Below are 16,889 nucleotides of genomic sequence, written 5' to 3' on the forward strand. Positions count from 1 at the left end.
ATGGCTGAGTTAAAAAATAATCAATTAAAGATAACGTTATTATTTTTTGCATCGTAGTAGACCTTCGTGGATAGTAAAGTTTTAGAATCCTCCCATGAGGATTGGTCATAAGGAGAATTTTGCTCTAAATCTATTTTTACAACAAGTAAATCTATTTTTATTTCACCAGAGAAATCTTTATCCCAGAATCTGTTTCGTACTTGTCCTTTCTTGTGCCACTTGTTCAATATCCAGTATTGAATAGTCTTATTAAAAAGAATCTTTTTTTCATCTAAATTAACTTCAGGGCAACATATCGAGTTAATAAATGCAGTAGCACGAAAAGTTTCGAGAGGAATTACTTGCCAAGGATATAGGAAATAGGTTTTGCTATTGTTGTGTACCGCAATTCTGTACTCACCAAATACGGAACCATTAGGCTCAGCGTACATGTCGTACGGGTCGAAAGGCCATTTTCGCTTTTCAGCTATTGATAATCGTAGCGATTCAAAAATATAAAAAAGTGGAATTGTGTCACGTATATTCATCGAATTGATATCCTATATCCGTATATTGCAATTGGAATTATAACTAATGATATCGTAGATAAGAATACCAAAGAAGGTATAATGCCTATCCAAAGGGATAGCGTACCGTATCCCAAGATGGTAAGTGGGACAAACAAGGATCCGAGAAAAGAGCGAGCTATAGTAACGCCTTGCATGTCTTCGTGCCTAATGATTTTTGATCGTAAAGTATAGCTCGCAACGGATAACGCAACAACTATTGCTCCTAGGAGTATTTCATGAACTAAAATAAAAAATATGTACCCTGAATTTAATATATTTGGTAATAAAGCGGTTATTAAAGTTAGTGGTAATAACAAAGAAGATATTAGAATAATAATATCGAACTTTTTGTCAACCTTATTTTCGATTAAGTATGTAAAAAATAAAGTTGATACTGCTCCAGATGATATTAGCATACCAATTATCTCTGCCGATATATTATATATATTCGCAATTAAAATATAGTATCCAGTGCCATATGCTGCAGTTATAGAAGAAAACGTAATAGTTATAATTGTTAGGACTAGTAAAGGTCGATTACTTAAGATTTCTTGTATGCCTGTCGCTATTGAAGCTTTATTTAGGGAACTTGCCTCTTTGTCGCGTTTTGTTACTACTTTCTTGTATGAAAAGGGGAGTGCTCCAAACAGAAATATAGTTAATCCGGAAATAACCAAACCAAACGGTCCCGATGTCTGAGATACAATATATCCTGCAGATAGTGGGACTACTATTTCGCAAATAGTCGATATCCTGTATAAAACTGAGTAGTGTTTACCAATATTATCATGGTCTATTACCTGTTGAATATAAGATTCTCGTGAGAAATTAACAAATGCCCTACCTATAACTGCAAAAATTAATAATAGAAGATAACTGTAAAAGCTAAGAATATTATATACATATAGTATAAAAATTAGCATATAAGATATGCCAGTTAGAGTATAGCCTTGAAATAGTGTTAATTCGACTTTTTTTGGGTATGCTATTTTAGTAAAAGTTACTGAAACTAATAAAATCACAATTTCTGGAACGATTCTCAATATTGAGAATTCCATTGAATTAACTTTAACAGAGTGGAGTACAGTGAATAATGAAGCCACTGTAAAAATCTCTTTACCTGCGGATTCTCCAATCCATGACAAGAATGATTTATTTTTATGATTCATTTTCCATATAACCTAGTTAGGTGAAGCCCACGAGTGAACTCCACCTAACTAATCAGTAACTTATGCGGGGACTTTAATTAGTCGTTTGGCTTCTACCCGATCTTTGCAAGGTTCGCATGCTCCGCATTCAGCAGATGAGCTTACGGCGCAACTCCAAGTTGCATCAACGTCCATGCCGAGATCGATGCCGCGTTGCATGACCTCTGCTTTGCTCATCTCAAGATAGGGAGCGACAACTTCGAATTTTTTGCCGCCCTGCTCCATTGTGATTGCTTTAGAAAGCAGTTCGAAATACTGGGGCTTATTGTCGGGATATGAGTCCCCTTTGTGTACGGCATAATATAGCTTTTCTGCACCTTTGCAGATTGCGGCTGATGCTGCTAAGGCGATAGCTATCCCCGACCCAAATGGTTTGACAGTGTTAAATACAACCTTCCGCATAACCACAGGTGCGGAATCGTTGTACAGTGCTTGAAGGGTAGGTAGAATGTCGACAAAATGATTCTCTACCCCAAGCTTTTCTGCTGTTGCCTTTGCGTGACGCCGTTCCGCTTCGGCTTCAAACTCACCAGCGTTGAAGGTAAAAGTAATTACTTCGTGACCCTGATCTAATAAATCATACAGAAGGCTGGTCGAGTCTGGGCCTCCAGAGAATAGTAGAGCGACTTTGCTCATGTCTCCTCATTTCTATAGATGTGACTATAATCATAATAGATTATGTTGTGATTCTATACGTCGTCTTCAACGTTTTCAAGCCTTCTGCTCAATTTTTTTGTCAAAATCTGGCTGGCTGGCTAAGCGAGTGGTGTGAGGGGGAGTTGCTCTTGTCGTTCAAAATCTTGTGGAGAAAAATATAAGCAACTGTGTATAGTGGCAACACTTGGTGTGAGAAGAAGTGGATAACTATTCTTAAAATAGAAATAAATAGGTCTATCGCTGGAATGCCGGTGATTCATGCTGCTGACAAAACGCTTGAATATTCTATAACTCTTTTCAGAATATAGATGGTGCAAATGTCTTTATTTGTAAAGCGTAGAATCTGCCTTAGGTGTGATTGTCAAAAAAACGCGGATGATGTATAGAGGCTGGCTACTGTAGGGTCGTTTATGGGATTTGTAAGTATTTTAGCTCTTGTATACAAATGTTATGCTGAGCAGCTTTGACAATTTTATCTGATTATTAATCGGGGTTTGCTAATGTGCCCAGATTCTAATCGCAACCCTAACTCTCTCCACCTGGTCCACCCCCCACTCTGGGAAACTGCTAGAGGATACAAATAGGCATTTTATGTTTTCACATTAGAACCTACAGATAAATGTGTAATTGGAGCAGTTCATAGGAAATATTGTTCTACTAGTCGGCTCGGTTGATTGATAGAACAGCTTGCATAATACGTTTTTTGTGTGTATAGTGTTTACTCGTTGCGCGGTTGTAGCTCAGTTGGTAGAGCACCACCTTGCCAAGGTGGATGTCGCGAGTTCAAGTCTCGTCAACCGCTCCAAAGCAGATAAGACCTCCAGAAACATCTGGAGGTCTTATCTTTTATTCACCATCAAAAATTTGACCGCTTCAACTCCAAAAGAGTAGAGTTTTGCAGGGTAATCTGAGTAGTTGAACCTACAGAAAATACCCCTCTCAAGTCTTGCAACTTGCACCATGAGCTATCAAATCACTTGAACACCTAAGGTATAACGTGACATCGCCGAAACTAGCATCTGACACCGACCACGGCAGAATGTATGCACGAACTGAAGGCGGAGCTCTCGAAGTTCCTTCCATTACCACTATCATCGGGCAACAAGCTACAGATTTGAGCGGATGGCACGGATACATGGCAGCAAAAGCAGCCCTAGAAGACCGTCGTTCCTATCGAGTATCACAATCCTCAGGACTAAAATTCGCCATCATACGCGATGCCGCACAAGCCTCAGAAAGATATAGAGACGAAGCCGCCGCCCGCGGAGACCGCGTCCACAACTACGCCGAAAATGTTGCATTAGCAAAAATGGGCAAAGAACACCACACCGAAGAATGCCGTGAAATACTTGTTAGCAACGGAGAACAAGCCTACGCAGACCGTTTCGATGAATGGTGGGATATATACAACCCCCGCCCACTAGCAACTGAAGTAACTATTTGGAACCATAGCGTCGGATACGCCGGAACACTCGACCTCGTCGCTGAAATCGCCGGACACGTATGTATCATCGACTACAAAACTAAAGGAACCGACCGCAAAGGACGAGTCAAAGCTCTCGACCCTAAAGTCGTCATGCAACTCGTAGCAGGACTCAAAGCTGAAGAATATATCAGTGATGAAACAGATAACCTCTGGAAGCCGTGGGAATACTCAAAAGCACCTATCCTCATGGGAGTTGCCCTGGGGCAAACACAAGTCGTTCCACAACAAGCGAATCCGGTAACCTTAGAAAAAAACTGGTATAGATTCTGCGCTCTCAAACGCGTCTGGGACTGCACCCGCGATCTGGCAGAAAACGGGGCAGAAGCTCTAATGCCCGTTGTGCCACCACCTGCCACACCAACCACTACACCTATAACACACCTAGGCTAGAAAGAAGACACATGCCGATTCTTAGCATCCGCACCGTCGGAGACCCCGTACTACGTACCGTTTGCGACCCCGTAACAGTTTTTGACAAAGACCTCAAAACTTTAATTCACTCGATGCTAGATACCATGTACGAAGTCAACGGAGTGGGGCTTGCTGCACCACAAATTGGCAACACCAAACGTCTCTTCACCTACGGAAATATTGATGGACAAGAAGGACACATCATCAATCCTGTTCTAGAAATCGGAGAAGAACCTCAAGAAGGGTCAGAAGGCTGCCTATCAGTACCCGGTCTTTCCTCGCCAACACCACGCACCAACTGGGCGCGTGTAACAGGCGTGGATTACAATAACCGTCCAATCGTCTTAGAAGGCGAAGGACTGTTCGCCAGAATGTTGCAACACGAAACAGACCACCTCGACGGACATCTTTATATCGATCGACTCGTTGGAGAAGAACGTAAAACCGTGATGCGTGCAATACGTAGTTCTAACTTTGACCATGTTACTGAACGTACCCAACGAGAACGAGCCACACGAGTTTCCTCCGGATTCGGCACTAACACCCAACCTAGCAGTAGTGCCTTTGGCAGTTCTTTCCTGAAAAAATAAGGTATGAGTATGAAAGTGTTATTCGCTGGAACACCAGAGACTGCGGCAACAGCCTTAGAAGGGCTTTTGACATCACCGCACGAAATCGTTGGAGTGCTGACCAGAGAAGACGCTCCGCAAGGACGTAAACGTGTGCTAACGCCCTCACCTGTTGCCCGCCGTGCCGAAGAGCTAGGGCTTCCCATCATCAAGGCAAATCGTTGGAGTCTAGAGGTTCAAGAGCAAGTGCAAGCACTTAAACCTCAGGTTGCCGCAGTAGTAGCGTATGGAACAATACTTCCTCAATCTGCACTAGATACACTCGAACATGGGTGGGTTAACCTTCACTTTTCGAATCTTCCTTTGTGGCGCGGTGCTGCGCCTGTTCAACGTGCCTTGATGGCGGGAGAAGATGAAATTTTCTCGTGTACTTTCCTCCTTGAAGCGGGGTTAGATACGGGCCCAATTTTCATGCAAGAATCTACCCGTGTTCAAGGAGATGACACCGCAGCAGATATTCTGCACCGTCTTGCTCTGAGCGGGGGCTCCCTCCTCTCCCAAACTTTTGGGAAGATTGAACAAAATATTGCTCCGCAGCCTCAGCAAGGTCAGCCCACGCACGCAGCAAAATTAGATGTGAGTGATGGAAAAATTACGTGGTCGGATACCACCGCAGAGATTATTTCCCGCTGTCGAGGTGTTATCCCTGAGCCGGGAGCTTGGTGCATGCTAGAACAGAACCGTATTAAAATAGCTATGGTTCGACCTAGTCTCGAAAAAGCAGCAGGCGAATACGGGACGGTACGTGTCCTTGCTAAAAAAGTTGTTGTTAGCTGTTCTGATGGTTGTGTAGAACTGACTCAAGTGCAGCCGGCAGGAAAGAAAATGATGAACGCTGCCGATTGGGCACGTGGACTTGGAAAAGCTCTCAACGAACAGAAAGTAGTGCTGTCATGAGCGCAGAAAAACCTCGCCAGAAAAAATACTCAATTCGTTCTTCTCGTCAAGGAGAAAACACTGAATTAAAACGTGGCGGGGGCGGTCAAACCCGCCGTAACGCCCAGGGACGTGAACGTAACCGACGTGCTCAGCACGAACGTGCTTTCTCCGCTAGCGCGCCAAGGGCTCGCCGTCGCACCTCAGACCCCGCACGAAAAACAGCGTTTGAGGTCATTAATTCCGTGGCGCTTTCAGATTCTTACGCTAACCTTGTGCTACCTCAAACTATTCGTAAACATCGCCTAGACCAACGTGACGCTGGCTTTGCCACAGAGCTCACCTACGGAACGTTGCGTTATCAGGGGCGTTATGACGCAATTTTAACTCATTGTGTAGACCGCCCTTTAGAAAAAACAGGCGCTCAGATTCTGACGTGTTTGCGTATGGGGGTGCACCAGCTATTAGCGATGCGTGTTTCGGCGCATGCGGCGTTGAACTCTACCGTGGCGTTAGCCCGTGCCGAAATTGGAAGCGGACCTGCACACTTCATTAATGCGGTACTCCGTCGAGCCTCCGAAAAAACTCCAGAACAATGGGAAGAACTTTTAGTTTCAGAAGCGAAGGATGAACTGCATCAATTATCGGTGAGTTATTCGCATCCGACGTGGATTGTGCGAGCTTTCCGTCAAGCGTTAGTCGCTCATGGGCGTGACGTTCACGAGATTACCAAACTTTTAGAAGCTGATAATCTCGCTCCCGTTGTGAATCTTGTTGCTTTACCACAGTTAGGTTCTTTAGACGAAGCCTTAGCAAAAGGTGCTCAAAAAGGTGAACTTGTTGAGGGCTCTGCTCTTTACTCTCAAGGCGATTTAGGGCGTTTAGAGAGTGTTCGACAAGGTACAGTGCGTGCTCAAGACGTTGGATCTCAGCTTGTTGCTCGTGCTTTAGCGCAGGCTCCATTATCTGGAAAAGATGAGGCGTGGTTAGACCTTTGTGCAGGGCCGGGCGGTAAAGCGGCTCTGTTGGGTGCTTTGGTTCAAGAACGTGGTGGTGTCCTGATTGCTAATGAATCAGCACCACATCGAGCAACTCTTGTTGAGAAATCTCTTAAGCCTCTTGATTCTCAACGGTATCGAGTGCTTACTGGAGATGGACGCGCTATCGCTCAGACTCTTAAGGCTCAGCCACATGTGCCAGAGCAGCTGCGTTCAAGTATGCTTTTTGATCGTGTCATGGTTGATGTGCCCTGTTCAGGGCTTGGTGCTTTACGTCGTCGCCCAGAGGCACGATGGCGTAAAAGTCCCCGTGATATAGCGGAACTTTTGACATTGCAGAAACAGCTTTTTGACGCTGCCGTGCAACAGACACGCTCTGGTGGGCTGATTGCGTATGTGACGTGTTCTCCTCATATGGCAGAAACTCGTAATATTGTTCAGGATATTCTGCGTGCTCACGATGTGCAGCTTCTTGACTCGGCTCAGGCTTTAGCTGAGGTTGCGTTAACAGATGCTCAAGGGCAATCTTTGCTTTCGGGTGAACGTGCTGTTGGTTGTGCTGTAGAGGGGAGCGGCGCTACGGCAACAACCGCTCAGCTGTGGCCTCATGTGCATGGAACGGATGCGATGTTCTTTGCTCTCTTTCAGAAGAAATAGATTTTTCTTTTCTCTGACTTGAGCTGGCAGGGTTCTCTCAGGGGTATTTTGGGTATCTTTTCGGTTGTCGTGCTTGTTTTGGGTGTGCTATCAAGGCAGAATTGAACAGTGTTCAATAATACTTCTGATACCGAGAATAGTGCCAATAATCTGAAGAATATTCTGGCTCATCGCGATCGTGGAATGCTTTGGCACCCTTACGCCCCGTTAGAGACTAAACCTCTCTACGGAGTGTTATCTGCCCAAGGTACTCAACTGCAACTACAAGACGAAGAGGGCTTTACTCATACCGCTCTTGATGCGATGAGTTCATGGTGGTGTCAAGTTCACGGCTACTCTCATCCAGCATTAAACCAGGCATTGAGAGAACAAATAGAAAAATTTTCTCATGTGATGTTTGGCGGTCTAACACACGAGCCTGCAATTAATCTTGCAGAACGTCTTGTTCGTCTTGCACCAGGGGAACTCAACCACGTTTTCTTAGCTGATTCTGGGTCTGTGTCGGTAGAAGTAGCGCTCAAACTTGCTGTGCAATATCAGCGTGCGTTAGGACGCCCCACCAAAAATCGTTTTCTTGCTCTAGAAGGCGGATATCATGGGGACACTATCGGTGCAATGAGCGTATGCGACCCTATCGGAGGTATGCACAGTGAGTTCAGAGGGTTTATCCCAGAACAGCTCTTTGCGCCACGACCTCCTAGCGCAACTTACGATAACGCGCAGCAACAATGGTCCGTCAACGAACAAGCTCAGCATAATTGGCAGAAAACGACGGAAGCTATCATCGCCAAAGAACATGATTCTTTAGCAGCTATTGTGGTTGAACCTATTGTTCAAGGGGCAGGTGGCATGCACTTTTACCACCCCCATACGTTGAATACTTTGCGTGAGCTTGCCGACCGTTATGAGCTCCTTCTCATTTTTGATGAGATTGCAACAGGTTTTGGACGCACTGGAAAATTTTTCGCTACCGAATGGAGCGACATTGTTCCCGATGTTATGACCGTCGGTAAAGCACTCACCGGAGGGTATCTGACTCAAGCAGCAGTGCTCGTGAGCACTAACGTCGCTTCAACAATTAGTGATTCTGAACATCGTGCTCTTTTGCATGGGCCAACCTTTATGGGTAACCCGTTAGCAAGTGCCGCTTCTTGTACTTCCTTAGATTTGTTGACGGGAGCTCTTGAAGGATACCCGCTGTCGTGTTGGGAGCAGAGCATTCCTCGCCTTGAACAAACCCTTAACTGTTCTTTAGCGCCAGCACGATCTTTAACATCTGTGCGTGATGTGAGAGTCCTTGGCGGTATCGGTGTGATTGAACTTTACGAGGATGTTCGTATTTTTGAGCTTACGCAAGCAGCTCTTCGGAGAGGCGTGTGGGTGCGACCTTTTCGTAATTTGGTTTACACGATGCCTCCTTATATTGCTACGGAAGAAGAGGTACAGCATATTGGTCGTGCCCTCGTTGAATCTGTTGCAGAGGTGCATGGAGAGTAAGAATAATGTTTGAGTTACTAGAACATGTGAATGATGAACGACACCGACCTTGGTATGAGTGTTCTGTCGTGCATATTGTGGGTACTGATACAGATGTTGGTAAGACTATCGCTACAGCAGCTTGCGCGGCTGCGCTCATTGCTCATGGTAAAACTGTAGCAGTCTATAAGCCTGCTCAAACGGGGGTTCAGCCCAATATGCCGGCAGATGCTCAACTAGCAGCGTATCTTAGTGGTGCTGATTCCTATGAGGGGGTGCGTCTACCTGATGCGATGGCTCCTGTGGCGGCAGCAGAAAAAAATGGTTGCGTTTTGCCTTCTCTCGATGAGTACGCAAAAACAATTCATCAACTGCGAGATAGCTATGATGTGGTGATTGTTGAGGGTTCTGGGGGAGTAAGTGTTGATATTGGCACTGCCGTGAATTCGAGAGGGTGGGGGCATCAAGCTGATTTAATGTCCTTGATAGCTGAAGATGTTCATGATTCTTGTGCCGTAATTGTGGCACGTATTGGATTGGGAACTCTTAACCACACACTTTTGACCTATGAGTATCTTCGTGTTCGTTCGCTTAACGTGGCGGGGGTTTTGATTGGGGCTATGCCGTCATCTCCAACAGAGATACATCGAAGTAACCTTGATTTTTTGGTGCGTTTAGGGTGCCCCGTGCTCGGTGCTATTCCTGAAGGTGCTGGAAAATCTTTTGTGGTGGGAGAAGACACCGAGTTTGTGCATTGCTTCGATGAGCTGCAGGAGTTTCGGAAAAATGCTTCTCGCTGGTGTGGGATAGAGTAGTGTTGAAGGCGTTTTTCAGAGAACGCTCAGAGCTTTTGGAACGGAAGAAAGAACCATGGACTGTCATATTCACCCCTCTATTTTGAGTGCAGATTTTGCGAACTTTGAACGTGACTTACAGCGTATTAGCTCAGCAGACGCTGTTCACATTGATGTGATGGATAATCATTTTGTTCCGAACCTTAGCTGGGGTCCTGCTGTCGTTAAACGTCTTCGTGAGGTTTCACCGTTGCCGTTTGATGTACACCTCATGATTGAAGATGCTGACCGGTGGGCGCCAGAATACGCGCAGATGGGTTGTGAATCTGTTACCTTTCATGCTGAAGCCGCTCAAGCGCCTATTCGCTTAGCTCGTTCTTTGCGCGCAGAAGGGGCACAAACTGGTATGGCGTTACGTCCGGCTACCGCAGTTGAGCCGTATCTGGATATGTTGAGCGAGCTAGATATGTTGCTGATAATGACGGTTGAACCTGGTTTTGGTGGGCAGGCGTTCTTAGAGGTCACGCTTCCTAAGATTCGTCGAGCGGCAGAAGCAATTGCCGGTTCTGGTGCTCAGCTGCGTTTACAAGTTGATGGTGGTATTACCGAAGAAACGATTGTGCGCGCGGCAGAAGCTGGCGCTGATACTTTTGTTGCTGGTTCTTCTGTCTTCGGGGCAGAAGACCTGTCCGCTGCTATTAGTGCTCTACGAGAGAAGGCTCGTACCGTATAGCCCTTGGGACGCGTCGATAGGGCATGTTATGACTTGAACAACTCTTGAGCGATTGTTGTCCTCAAAAGATATTGGACTCTTTCACGTCTTGAAAACAGGTTACCCTAACCATAAAATATGGTTATCCTTATTTCTTGAGGGTGCTAGGAACCAGCTCAGAGATGACAACAGAGGCAGGAGTTCTCCAGTGGGAAAACGCGGCGCACAACGAGCAGCACATACCCCTTTAGGTTACGCCTGGGAAAAATACCATAACGGACAAAGATTCTTCCGCATACAAGATTATCCAAAAGCAATTCTCTGCTTTGAAAACGCTCTCAACGACTTTGTCCAACTAACAGATCAAGAAGGCGAAGCCACCTGTTGCTCAGCCCTAGCTGCAGCCTACGGCAATAACAACATGTACGAATTCGCTTTACCTTTTGCTCAACGAGCTATTAGCCTCTTTGACCTACTAGGGCGGCAAGAAAAAGTTGCCTCTCAACGTCAGAGTCTTGCACTCATCTATTTAGGTTGCGAACAAACAGAACAAGCTGAACAATGCTACCGTCAAGTTATCGACGACTTTGAAAATATCAAATATTTTGAAGAAGCAGGGCGTAACGCGCACACCTTAGCTAATATGCTGGCACATCGACAAGAACTCGACCAAGCGCGACGTCATTTTCATCGAGCAATTGGGTTGTATTATCAAGTGCCACGAGAAGCTGTGGAACATACACAAGCTATAGCGTTGATGCAGCTTGCTTTCCTTGAAAAACTGAGCGGAGACTACGACGCTTCAAAACTGCTCTACACAGAAGCTCTCGAAATCTTTGAACGATACCAGTCGTATTGGGAGGTCGGAACCTGCTACGAAGGGCTAGCTATCGCAGAATATAGTACTGGTGCTCCTCACGTGGCTGTTGTTCACGCAAAAACAGCGCTCGACGTTTTTCAACAGCACGGGTTTAGAGAAGACGCGCTACGTGCTCGTATCAACTATCAAGCCGTGCAAATAGCCATCGAAGATTTATGCAGACAACATCAAAATGACGATACATAAATTAATATGACGCCAGATGATAAATATCTAACATCGTGTGAGTTGCGGATGTTTTTCCTAGCGAAACTGTGCAATAATCGAAGGCGCAATAATAACATCGTGCTCCGGGACCCGGTGAAAATCCGAACCGGCGGTGATAGTCCGCTAACTTACCTCAAAGATCATTTTTGAGATAAGCCTGATTGGTGAAATTCCAATACCGACAGTACAGTCTGGATGGAAGGTAGCACGAGCAAAACGGCGTAGAGACACTCCTATATCCAAAGTGCCTCTACAAGAACTCTATGTAAATACGCCCTCATCACATCAATGGTGTATTCGATACGAGGTAAACCCCGCTTTGTTCTTCCCGGAGCCTCCGCGAAAGGGAAAAACATGGATTTTCTGCGGTGGCTCTTCGACGCACAACTTCACATTGGCGATCAAACGCTTCTAGTGCGCGAAGTCCTCGGTAACATTTTTGGTCTAGCCTCAGCCTTGGGCGGTATGCGCCGTAAAGTCTGGGCATGGCCGGTTGGAATAGCGGGTAATCTCTTACTCTTTACCGTATTCCTTGGAACATTCTTCGGCTCCATCAACACCATCAACATGCTAGGACAAGCCGGACGACAAGTCATGTTCATCATCGTCTCTATCTGGGGATGGTACCGGTGGAAAACATCAAAAGACAACGGCTCTTCTGCTGTCATCCCCACCTGGGCGACAGCAAAAGAACGTACTCTGCTTATCATTGGTATGCTTGCAGGGACAGCAGCCCTTACCCCTATCTTTAGGGCACTAGGCTCATACGAACCCGTGTGGTCTGATGCATGGATCTTCACAGGTTCCCTCCTTGCCACCTATGGTATGGCCAAAGGATGGGTTGAATTCTGGCTCATCTGGGTAGCCGTAGACATCGTCGGTGTCCCACTTCTTTGGTCTGCCGGATACTACGCAACAGCGCTCATGTATGTCTTTTACGGTGGATTCACTCTCATGGGATTCTTCGTTTGGTGGCGCGCTCGCAACCGTGAAGCAGCTCAAATCGCGTTGGAAACACAATTTCCTGACCCAACTGTCGATAGAATCCGCACCTAAAGTCAAGAACTTGCTCGTTCTATACTTTTAGAGGTTGAGGGTGGTCGCTTCCACAGCGTTGGAAGCTACCACCCTCAACTCTTATGACAAAGTAACCACATCAGAAAACTGCCTAGTTCTGATGTGAATAAAATAGTAATGGTCATCATACTGTTCTATAGTCGCGGGTGCGCCTCTTCTGAGACAAACTGTCTTAGAGTGGGAAAGGTGAAAAACTTTGAATCTCTCTTTGCTGAACTCACCGAAAAAGCTCGTATGCGCCCAGAAGGCTCTAAAACCGTTGAAGAGTTAGACCGTGGTGTGCATGGTATTGGCAAAAAAATTGTTGAAGAAGCTGCTGAAGTGTGGATGGCTGCTGAGTACCAAAGCGATGCAGAATTTGCAGAAGAAGCATCTCAGCTGATTTATCACCTTCAGGTGATGATGATTGCCAAAGGCCTCACCCTCGAAGATGTCTATAAATACCTCTAAAACCATTCATAAGGATGTTCCATGTTACGTGTAGCTGTACCCAATAAAGGATCTTTATCTGAAGCGGCGAGCCGTATGCTCAAAGAAGCCGGCTACCTGCAACGTCGTGACAGCAGAGAACTCGTCATCGTTGACCAAGAACATCACATTGAATTTTTCTACCTACGACCTCGCGATATTGCAGTGTACGTCGGTAAAGGAACCCTCGACGTCGGTATTACCGGACGTGACCTACTACAAGATTCTCAAGCATCAGCGATTGAGAGTCTTGCCCTCGACTTTGCAAAATCAACATTCCGTTTTGCTGGGCCACAAGGACAATTCCAGAATATTCAAGAACTTGCTGGTAAGCGTATCGCAACGTCTTACGCTCAGCTTGTTCGTCAATATCTACACGAACAAGGTATTGAAGCTAACATAATCCGTTTGGATGGAGCCATCGAATCTTCAATTCGGTTAGGTGTAGCTGACGCTATCGCAGATGTTGTTGAAACAGGAAACACTATGAGGGCCGCTGGTCTTGAACCTTTTGGTGAACCGCTGATGCACAGCGAAGCTTTACTGATTCGCCGTCAAGAAGTTGAAGATACACACGGACTTGAACGGCTCATTAGCCGTCTTCGTGGAGTTCTCATTGCACGCCAATATGCTCTTGTCGACTATGACATCCCTGAAGCATTATTACCGCAAGCATCCGCTCTCACACCAGGTTTAGAAGCCCCGACTATCTCGCCTCTTGAACGAGAAGGGTGGGTTGCTGTGCGATCTATGGTTTTGCGTCAAGAAACCAATAACATCATGGACCAGCTATACGATATTGGTGCGCGCGCTATTCTCGTCTCTCCGGTACAGGCGGCACGTCTCTAACCCACCCTACACAATGTTGAGGACGCTCTTCTTCGTAAGCTGAAAGCTTCAACCCTTCATAGTAGGTAACAGAACAAGGTAAAGGAACAAATAATTCTATGGGCGTTGCTATTCGCGTGATTCCATGTCTTGACGTCGATCAAGGACGAGTGGTTAAAGGGGTTAACTTTGAGGGGCTACGCGATGCTGGCGACCCCGTCGAATTAGGCGCCCAATATAATGAAGCAGGTGCCGATGAACTCACATTCTTAGATGTTACGGCCTCAACTGCTGATAGAGAAACAACATTTGACGTTGTACAAAAAACAGCAGAAACTGTTTTTATTCCTCTGACCGTTGGCGGGGGAGTCCGAAGCGTAGACGATATCGATAAGCTCCTGCGTACTGGCGCAGATAAAGTATCTATTAACACTGCAGCCATTAATAATCCCCAACTTATTAACGACATTGCTGAACGTTTTGGCTCTCAGGTGCTTGTTTTATCGGTAGATGCTAAACGAACAGAAAACACTCCTTCTGGATACGAAATTACCACTCACGGTGGTAAAACAAGTACCGGAATTGACGCCTTAGAATGGGTTGCCGAAGCTGAAAAACGTGGTGTTGGAGAAATCTTATTGAACTCTATTGACGCTGACGGAACGAAAACAGGCTTTGACATTCCTATGATTCAAGCTGTTCGATCCGTGACAAAACTTCCGCTCATTGCTTCTGGCGGGGCTGGTGCACCGGAGCATTTCCCACCCGCAATTGAAGCTGGTGCAAATGCTGTTCTTGCGGCGTCCATCTTCCATTTTGGTGAGGTGAGCATCGCTGAAGTTAAAGATGCTATTCGAGACGCCGGATATGATGTTCGCTAAAAAATGAGGTTAGGAAAACTGAATAATGGACAGCTCATACTCATCTGAAAAAACTGTACCTGAAGAATATATAGCGAACCTAAGCTATAACGATCAAGGTCTCATTGCCGCAATTATCCAACAATATGACACCGGCGAAGTACTGATGTTGGGGTGGATGAACCAAGAAGCTTTACGACGGACACTAAACGAAGGACGGGTCACGTTCTGGTCTCGCTCTCGCCAACAATACTGGCGCAAAGGTGACACCTCAGGACACTACCAATATGTTAAGTCAGTATCAGTAGACTGCGATAAAGATGCTCTCCTCCTACAAGTTGACCAGATAGAAGCAGCCTGCCATACAGGACAACGGACGTGTTTTTTAACAGGGGGAGAACTTCCTGCAACCGTCCTGCCAACACCGGCCACACAATAATAAGCTATGTTGAAGGGTTCTGCTAAGACCTTCAAAAGACTTACAATAGCGATACACCATCTTCCAGCTAAAAACGAACACAGAGGACTTCACCGCAGATGCAAGATATGGGCATTATTTCCCCCAGCTTTGAACAATTTCAAACGTTAGCGAAGACTCGTCGTGTTATCCCTGTCTACACTAAGATTCTGGCAGATTCACTAACACCTATCGGACTTTACCGTGCTTTGGTGCTACGTGAAGGAAAAGCACAACCTGGAACATTCTTACTTGAATCAGCAGCAGAAAATGCTCAATGGTCACGCTACTCATTTATCGGTGCTCATTCGCGCGCAACCCTAACCACATCTGAAGGAAAAGTATTTTGGCAAGGCGAAACACCGACAGGAGCACCAACTGACGGAGACCCTGTCGAAGCCATCCAAAAAACCCTCAAAACATTACATACCGAACGTTTTGACCATCTTCCCCCACTCACCAGCGGACTGGTCGGCTATCTTGGGTGGGACGTCGTACGGCACTGGGAAAACCTCCCACACCGACCACAAGACGACATTCAACTACCTGAATTCGCCCTTAACCTTGTCTCAGACATGGCAATACACGATAACACTGACGGTACCGTAACCCTGATTGCCAACGCCATTAACTTCAACGGTACCGACGATAACGTTGAACAAGCCTACGAAGACGCTGTCGAACGCGTCCACCGTATGCTTGATAAACTTTCACAACCTTTAGAACGTTCAACCGTATCTGAACTACACGGCACCAATAACGTTGAATATACGCTCGCCCAAACTCAATGCTCTATGACAACAGAAGAATTCCTCAACGTCGTAGAACAATCCCACCAAAACATTATCGATGGCGACGTATTCCAACTCGTTCTTTCACGTCGATTCACCGTAGAGAACCACGCAGAACCACTAGACGTCTACCGGATGCTACGCCAATCTAACCCCTCGGCATACATGTACCTATTCAACTTTGAAGACACCGAAGGGCAACCTTTCCATATTGTTGGTTCATCACCAGAAGCGCTAGTAACCCTCAAAGACGGTGTTATATCGACACACCCCATCGCTGGTTCACGTCCACGTGGCGCAAACCGCGAAGAAGACTTCAAACTCAGCGAAGAACTCCTTGCAGACCATAAAGAACGCTCAGAACACCTCATGCTCGTTGACTTAGCACGCAACGACCTCTCCCGTGTAGCAGTACCCGGATCAGTAGCTGTAGAACAGTTCATGGAGATTGAACGTTTCAGCCACATTATGCATATCTCCTCTACCGTCACTGCACAAAAAGGAGAAGACTACGACGCCTATGATGTTCTTCGCGCAACGTTCCCCGCAGGTACACTTTCAGGCGCTCCCAAACCACGTGCTATGCAACTGATTGACCAATACGAGCCTCAAAGCCGTGGAGTGTATGGGGGAGTGTGCGGATATTTTGATTTTGCTGGCAACATGGACATGGCCATTGCTATTCGCACCGCTTTACTCAAAGGCACACGCGCCTATATACAAGCAGGAGCAGGACTCGTTCTAGACTCTGACCCATCATCTGAAGAACAAGAAACCTGTCATAAAGCAGCAGCACCTTTGCGCGCCGTTGCGTTAGCAGCTGGAATGAAAAGACTCTCTACACGAGCTCAACAGCTAGATAACTGAGA

General features: G+C 46.1%; 17 protein-coding genes, 1 tRNA gene and 1 riboswitch. Of the genes, 15 read left to right on the forward strand and 3 right to left on the reverse strand.

Annotated elements, in window-relative coordinates; genetic code table 11:
- Positions 1-20 precede the first annotated feature (20 nt).
- From ACN08X_RS08025 to ACN08X_RS08035, 3 genes are read right to left on the reverse strand one after another with little or no spacing between them, the layout of a single operon-like run.
- On the reverse strand, positions 21-527 hold the full coding sequence (locus tag ACN08X_RS08025; protein WP_419108430.1) for a hypothetical protein: 507 nt from the start codon (positions 525-527) through the stop codon (positions 21-23).
- Positions 524-1,717, reverse strand: coding sequence for an MFS transporter (locus ACN08X_RS08030; RefSeq protein WP_419108431.1), 1,194 nt, complete (start codon positions 1,715-1,717; stop codon positions 524-526). Before ACN08X_RS08030 ends, ACN08X_RS08025 begins: the two co-directional genes overlap by 4 nt.
- A gap of 60 nt (positions 1,718-1,777) precedes the next feature.
- Positions 1,778-2,392 carry a 7-cyano-7-deazaguanine synthase gene (locus ACN08X_RS08035; protein WP_419108432.1) on the reverse strand — a complete coding sequence of 205 codons (615 nt, stop codon included), beginning with the start codon at positions 2,390-2,392 and terminating at the stop codon, positions 1,778-1,780.
- 750 nt (positions 2,393-3,142) lie between these two features.
- On the opposite strand from ACN08X_RS08035, the gene ACN08X_RS08040 reads away from it, so the two are divergent.
- The 15 genes from ACN08X_RS08040 (at position 3,143) to ACN08X_RS08110 (ending at position 16,887) form a co-directional block, all read left to right on the forward strand.
- Positions 3,143-3,218, forward strand: a tRNA-Gly gene (locus tag ACN08X_RS08040).
- Positions 3,219-3,410: 192 nt separating this feature from the next.
- Positions 3,411-4,289: a cytochrome gene (locus tag ACN08X_RS08045; RefSeq protein WP_419106104.1), complete on the forward strand. Its 879-nt coding sequence runs from the start codon at positions 3,411-3,413 to the stop codon at positions 4,287-4,289.
- 11 nt (positions 4,290-4,300) lie between these two features.
- Positions 4,301-4,900 (forward strand): peptide deformylase, encoded by a 600-nt coding sequence (gene def / locus ACN08X_RS08050; RefSeq protein WP_419108433.1) that lies wholly within the window; start codon positions 4,301-4,303, stop codon positions 4,898-4,900.
- A 9-nt stretch (positions 4,901-4,909) separates the two neighbouring features.
- A complete protein-coding gene (gene fmt, locus ACN08X_RS08055; RefSeq protein WP_419108450.1) occupies positions 4,910-5,836 on the forward strand; it encodes a methionyl-tRNA formyltransferase in 927 nt (308 codons plus the stop codon).
- The gene (locus tag ACN08X_RS08060; protein ID WP_419108434.1) at positions 5,833-7,470 is read left to right on the forward strand and encodes an RsmB/NOP family class I SAM-dependent RNA methyltransferase; all 1,638 of its coding nucleotides are present in this window, start codon (positions 5,833-5,835) and stop codon (positions 7,468-7,470) included. Before fmt ends, ACN08X_RS08060 begins: the two co-directional genes overlap by 4 nt.
- Before the next feature lie 108 nt (positions 7,471-7,578).
- Positions 7,579-8,967, forward strand: coding sequence for an adenosylmethionine--8-amino-7-oxononanoate transaminase (gene bioA / locus ACN08X_RS08065; protein WP_419108435.1), 1,389 nt, complete (start codon positions 7,579-7,581; stop codon positions 8,965-8,967).
- Positions 8,968-8,972: 5 nt separating this feature from the next.
- Complete coding sequence (bioD, locus tag ACN08X_RS08070; protein WP_419101819.1) at positions 8,973-9,761, forward strand: dethiobiotin synthase; 789 nt, start codon at positions 8,973-8,975, stop codon at positions 9,759-9,761.
- Positions 9,762-9,816: 55 nt separating this feature from the next.
- Entirely contained in the window at positions 9,817-10,473 is a 657-nt protein-coding gene (gene rpe / locus ACN08X_RS08075) for a ribulose-phosphate 3-epimerase (RefSeq protein ID WP_419108436.1), read from the forward strand.
- Positions 10,474-10,660: 187 nt separating this feature from the next.
- Positions 10,661-11,518: a tetratricopeptide repeat protein gene (locus tag ACN08X_RS08080; RefSeq protein WP_419108437.1), complete on the forward strand. Its 858-nt coding sequence runs from the start codon at positions 10,661-10,663 to the stop codon at positions 11,516-11,518.
- Between the two features lie 96 nt (positions 11,519-11,614).
- A riboswitch (FMN riboswitch) is annotated at positions 11,615-11,751 on the forward strand.
- Between the two features lie 142 nt (positions 11,752-11,893).
- A complete protein-coding gene (gene pnuC / locus ACN08X_RS08085; protein ID WP_419101816.1) occupies positions 11,894-12,595 on the forward strand; it encodes a nicotinamide riboside transporter PnuC in 702 nt (233 codons plus the stop codon).
- A 207-nt stretch (positions 12,596-12,802) separates the two neighbouring features.
- Positions 12,803-13,066: a phosphoribosyl-ATP diphosphatase gene (locus ACN08X_RS08090; protein ID WP_419101815.1), complete on the forward strand. Its 264-nt coding sequence runs from the start codon at positions 12,803-12,805 to the stop codon at positions 13,064-13,066.
- Between the two features lie 21 nt (positions 13,067-13,087).
- Complete coding sequence (gene hisG / locus ACN08X_RS08095) at positions 13,088-13,933, forward strand: ATP phosphoribosyltransferase (protein ID WP_419101814.1); 846 nt, start codon at positions 13,088-13,090, stop codon at positions 13,931-13,933.
- A 98-nt stretch (positions 13,934-14,031) separates the two neighbouring features.
- On the forward strand, positions 14,032-14,793 hold the full coding sequence (gene hisF / locus ACN08X_RS08100) for an imidazole glycerol phosphate synthase subunit HisF (RefSeq protein WP_419108438.1): 762 nt from the start codon (positions 14,032-14,034) through the stop codon (positions 14,791-14,793).
- A gap of 25 nt (positions 14,794-14,818) precedes the next feature.
- Positions 14,819-15,211 (forward strand): phosphoribosyl-AMP cyclohydrolase, encoded by a 393-nt coding sequence (hisI, locus tag ACN08X_RS08105; RefSeq protein WP_419108439.1) that lies wholly within the window; start codon positions 14,819-14,821, stop codon positions 15,209-15,211.
- A 98-nt stretch (positions 15,212-15,309) separates the two neighbouring features.
- Positions 15,310-16,887, forward strand: coding sequence for an anthranilate synthase component I (locus ACN08X_RS08110; RefSeq protein WP_419108440.1), 1,578 nt, complete (start codon positions 15,310-15,312; stop codon positions 16,885-16,887).
- Positions 16,888-16,889 lie beyond the last annotated feature (2 nt).

It is taken from the genome of Rothia sp. P6271, assembly GCF_048512995.1.
GTDB lineage: Bacteria > Actinomycetota > Actinomycetes > Actinomycetales > Micrococcaceae > Rothia.

Excerpts from the sequence above, each read along its gene's own strand:
- ACN08X_RS08035 (WP_419108432.1), bottom strand. The coding sequence starts at position 2,392 with ATGAGCAAAGTCGCTCTACTATTCTCTGGAGGCCCAGACTCGACCAGC.
- pnuC (WP_419101816.1), top strand. The coding sequence starts at position 11,894 with ATGGATTTTCTGCGGTGGCTCTTCGACGCACAACTTCACATTGGCGAT.
- ACN08X_RS08060 (WP_419108434.1), top strand. The coding sequence starts at position 5,833 with ATGAGCGCAGAAAAACCTCGCCAGAAAAAATACTCAATTCGTTCTTCT.
- rpe (WP_419108436.1), top strand. The coding sequence starts at position 9,817 with ATGGACTGTCATATTCACCCCTCTATTTTGAGTGCAGATTTTGCGAAC.
- bioD (WP_419101819.1), top strand. The coding sequence starts at position 8,973 with ATGTTTGAGTTACTAGAACATGTGAATGATGAACGACACCGACCTTGG.
- fmt (WP_419108450.1), top strand. The coding sequence starts at position 4,910 with ATGAAAGTGTTATTCGCTGGAACACCAGAGACTGCGGCAACAGCCTTA.
- def (WP_419108433.1), top strand. The coding sequence starts at position 4,301 with ATGCCGATTCTTAGCATCCGCACCGTCGGAGACCCCGTACTACGTACC.
- ACN08X_RS08025 (WP_419108430.1), bottom strand. The coding sequence starts at position 527 with ATGAATATACGTGACACAATTCCACTTTTTTATATTTTTGAATCGCTA.
- hisG (WP_419101814.1), top strand. The coding sequence starts at position 13,088 with ATGTTACGTGTAGCTGTACCCAATAAAGGATCTTTATCTGAAGCGGCG.
- ACN08X_RS08030 (WP_419108431.1), bottom strand. The coding sequence starts at position 1,717 with ATGAATCATAAAAATAAATCATTCTTGTCATGGATTGGAGAATCCGCA.
- ACN08X_RS08110 (WP_419108440.1), top strand. The coding sequence starts at position 15,310 with ATGCAAGATATGGGCATTATTTCCCCCAGCTTTGAACAATTTCAAACG.
- hisI (WP_419108439.1), top strand. The coding sequence starts at position 14,819 with ATGGACAGCTCATACTCATCTGAAAAAACTGTACCTGAAGAATATATA.
- hisF (WP_419108438.1), top strand. The coding sequence starts at position 14,032 with ATGGGCGTTGCTATTCGCGTGATTCCATGTCTTGACGTCGATCAAGGA.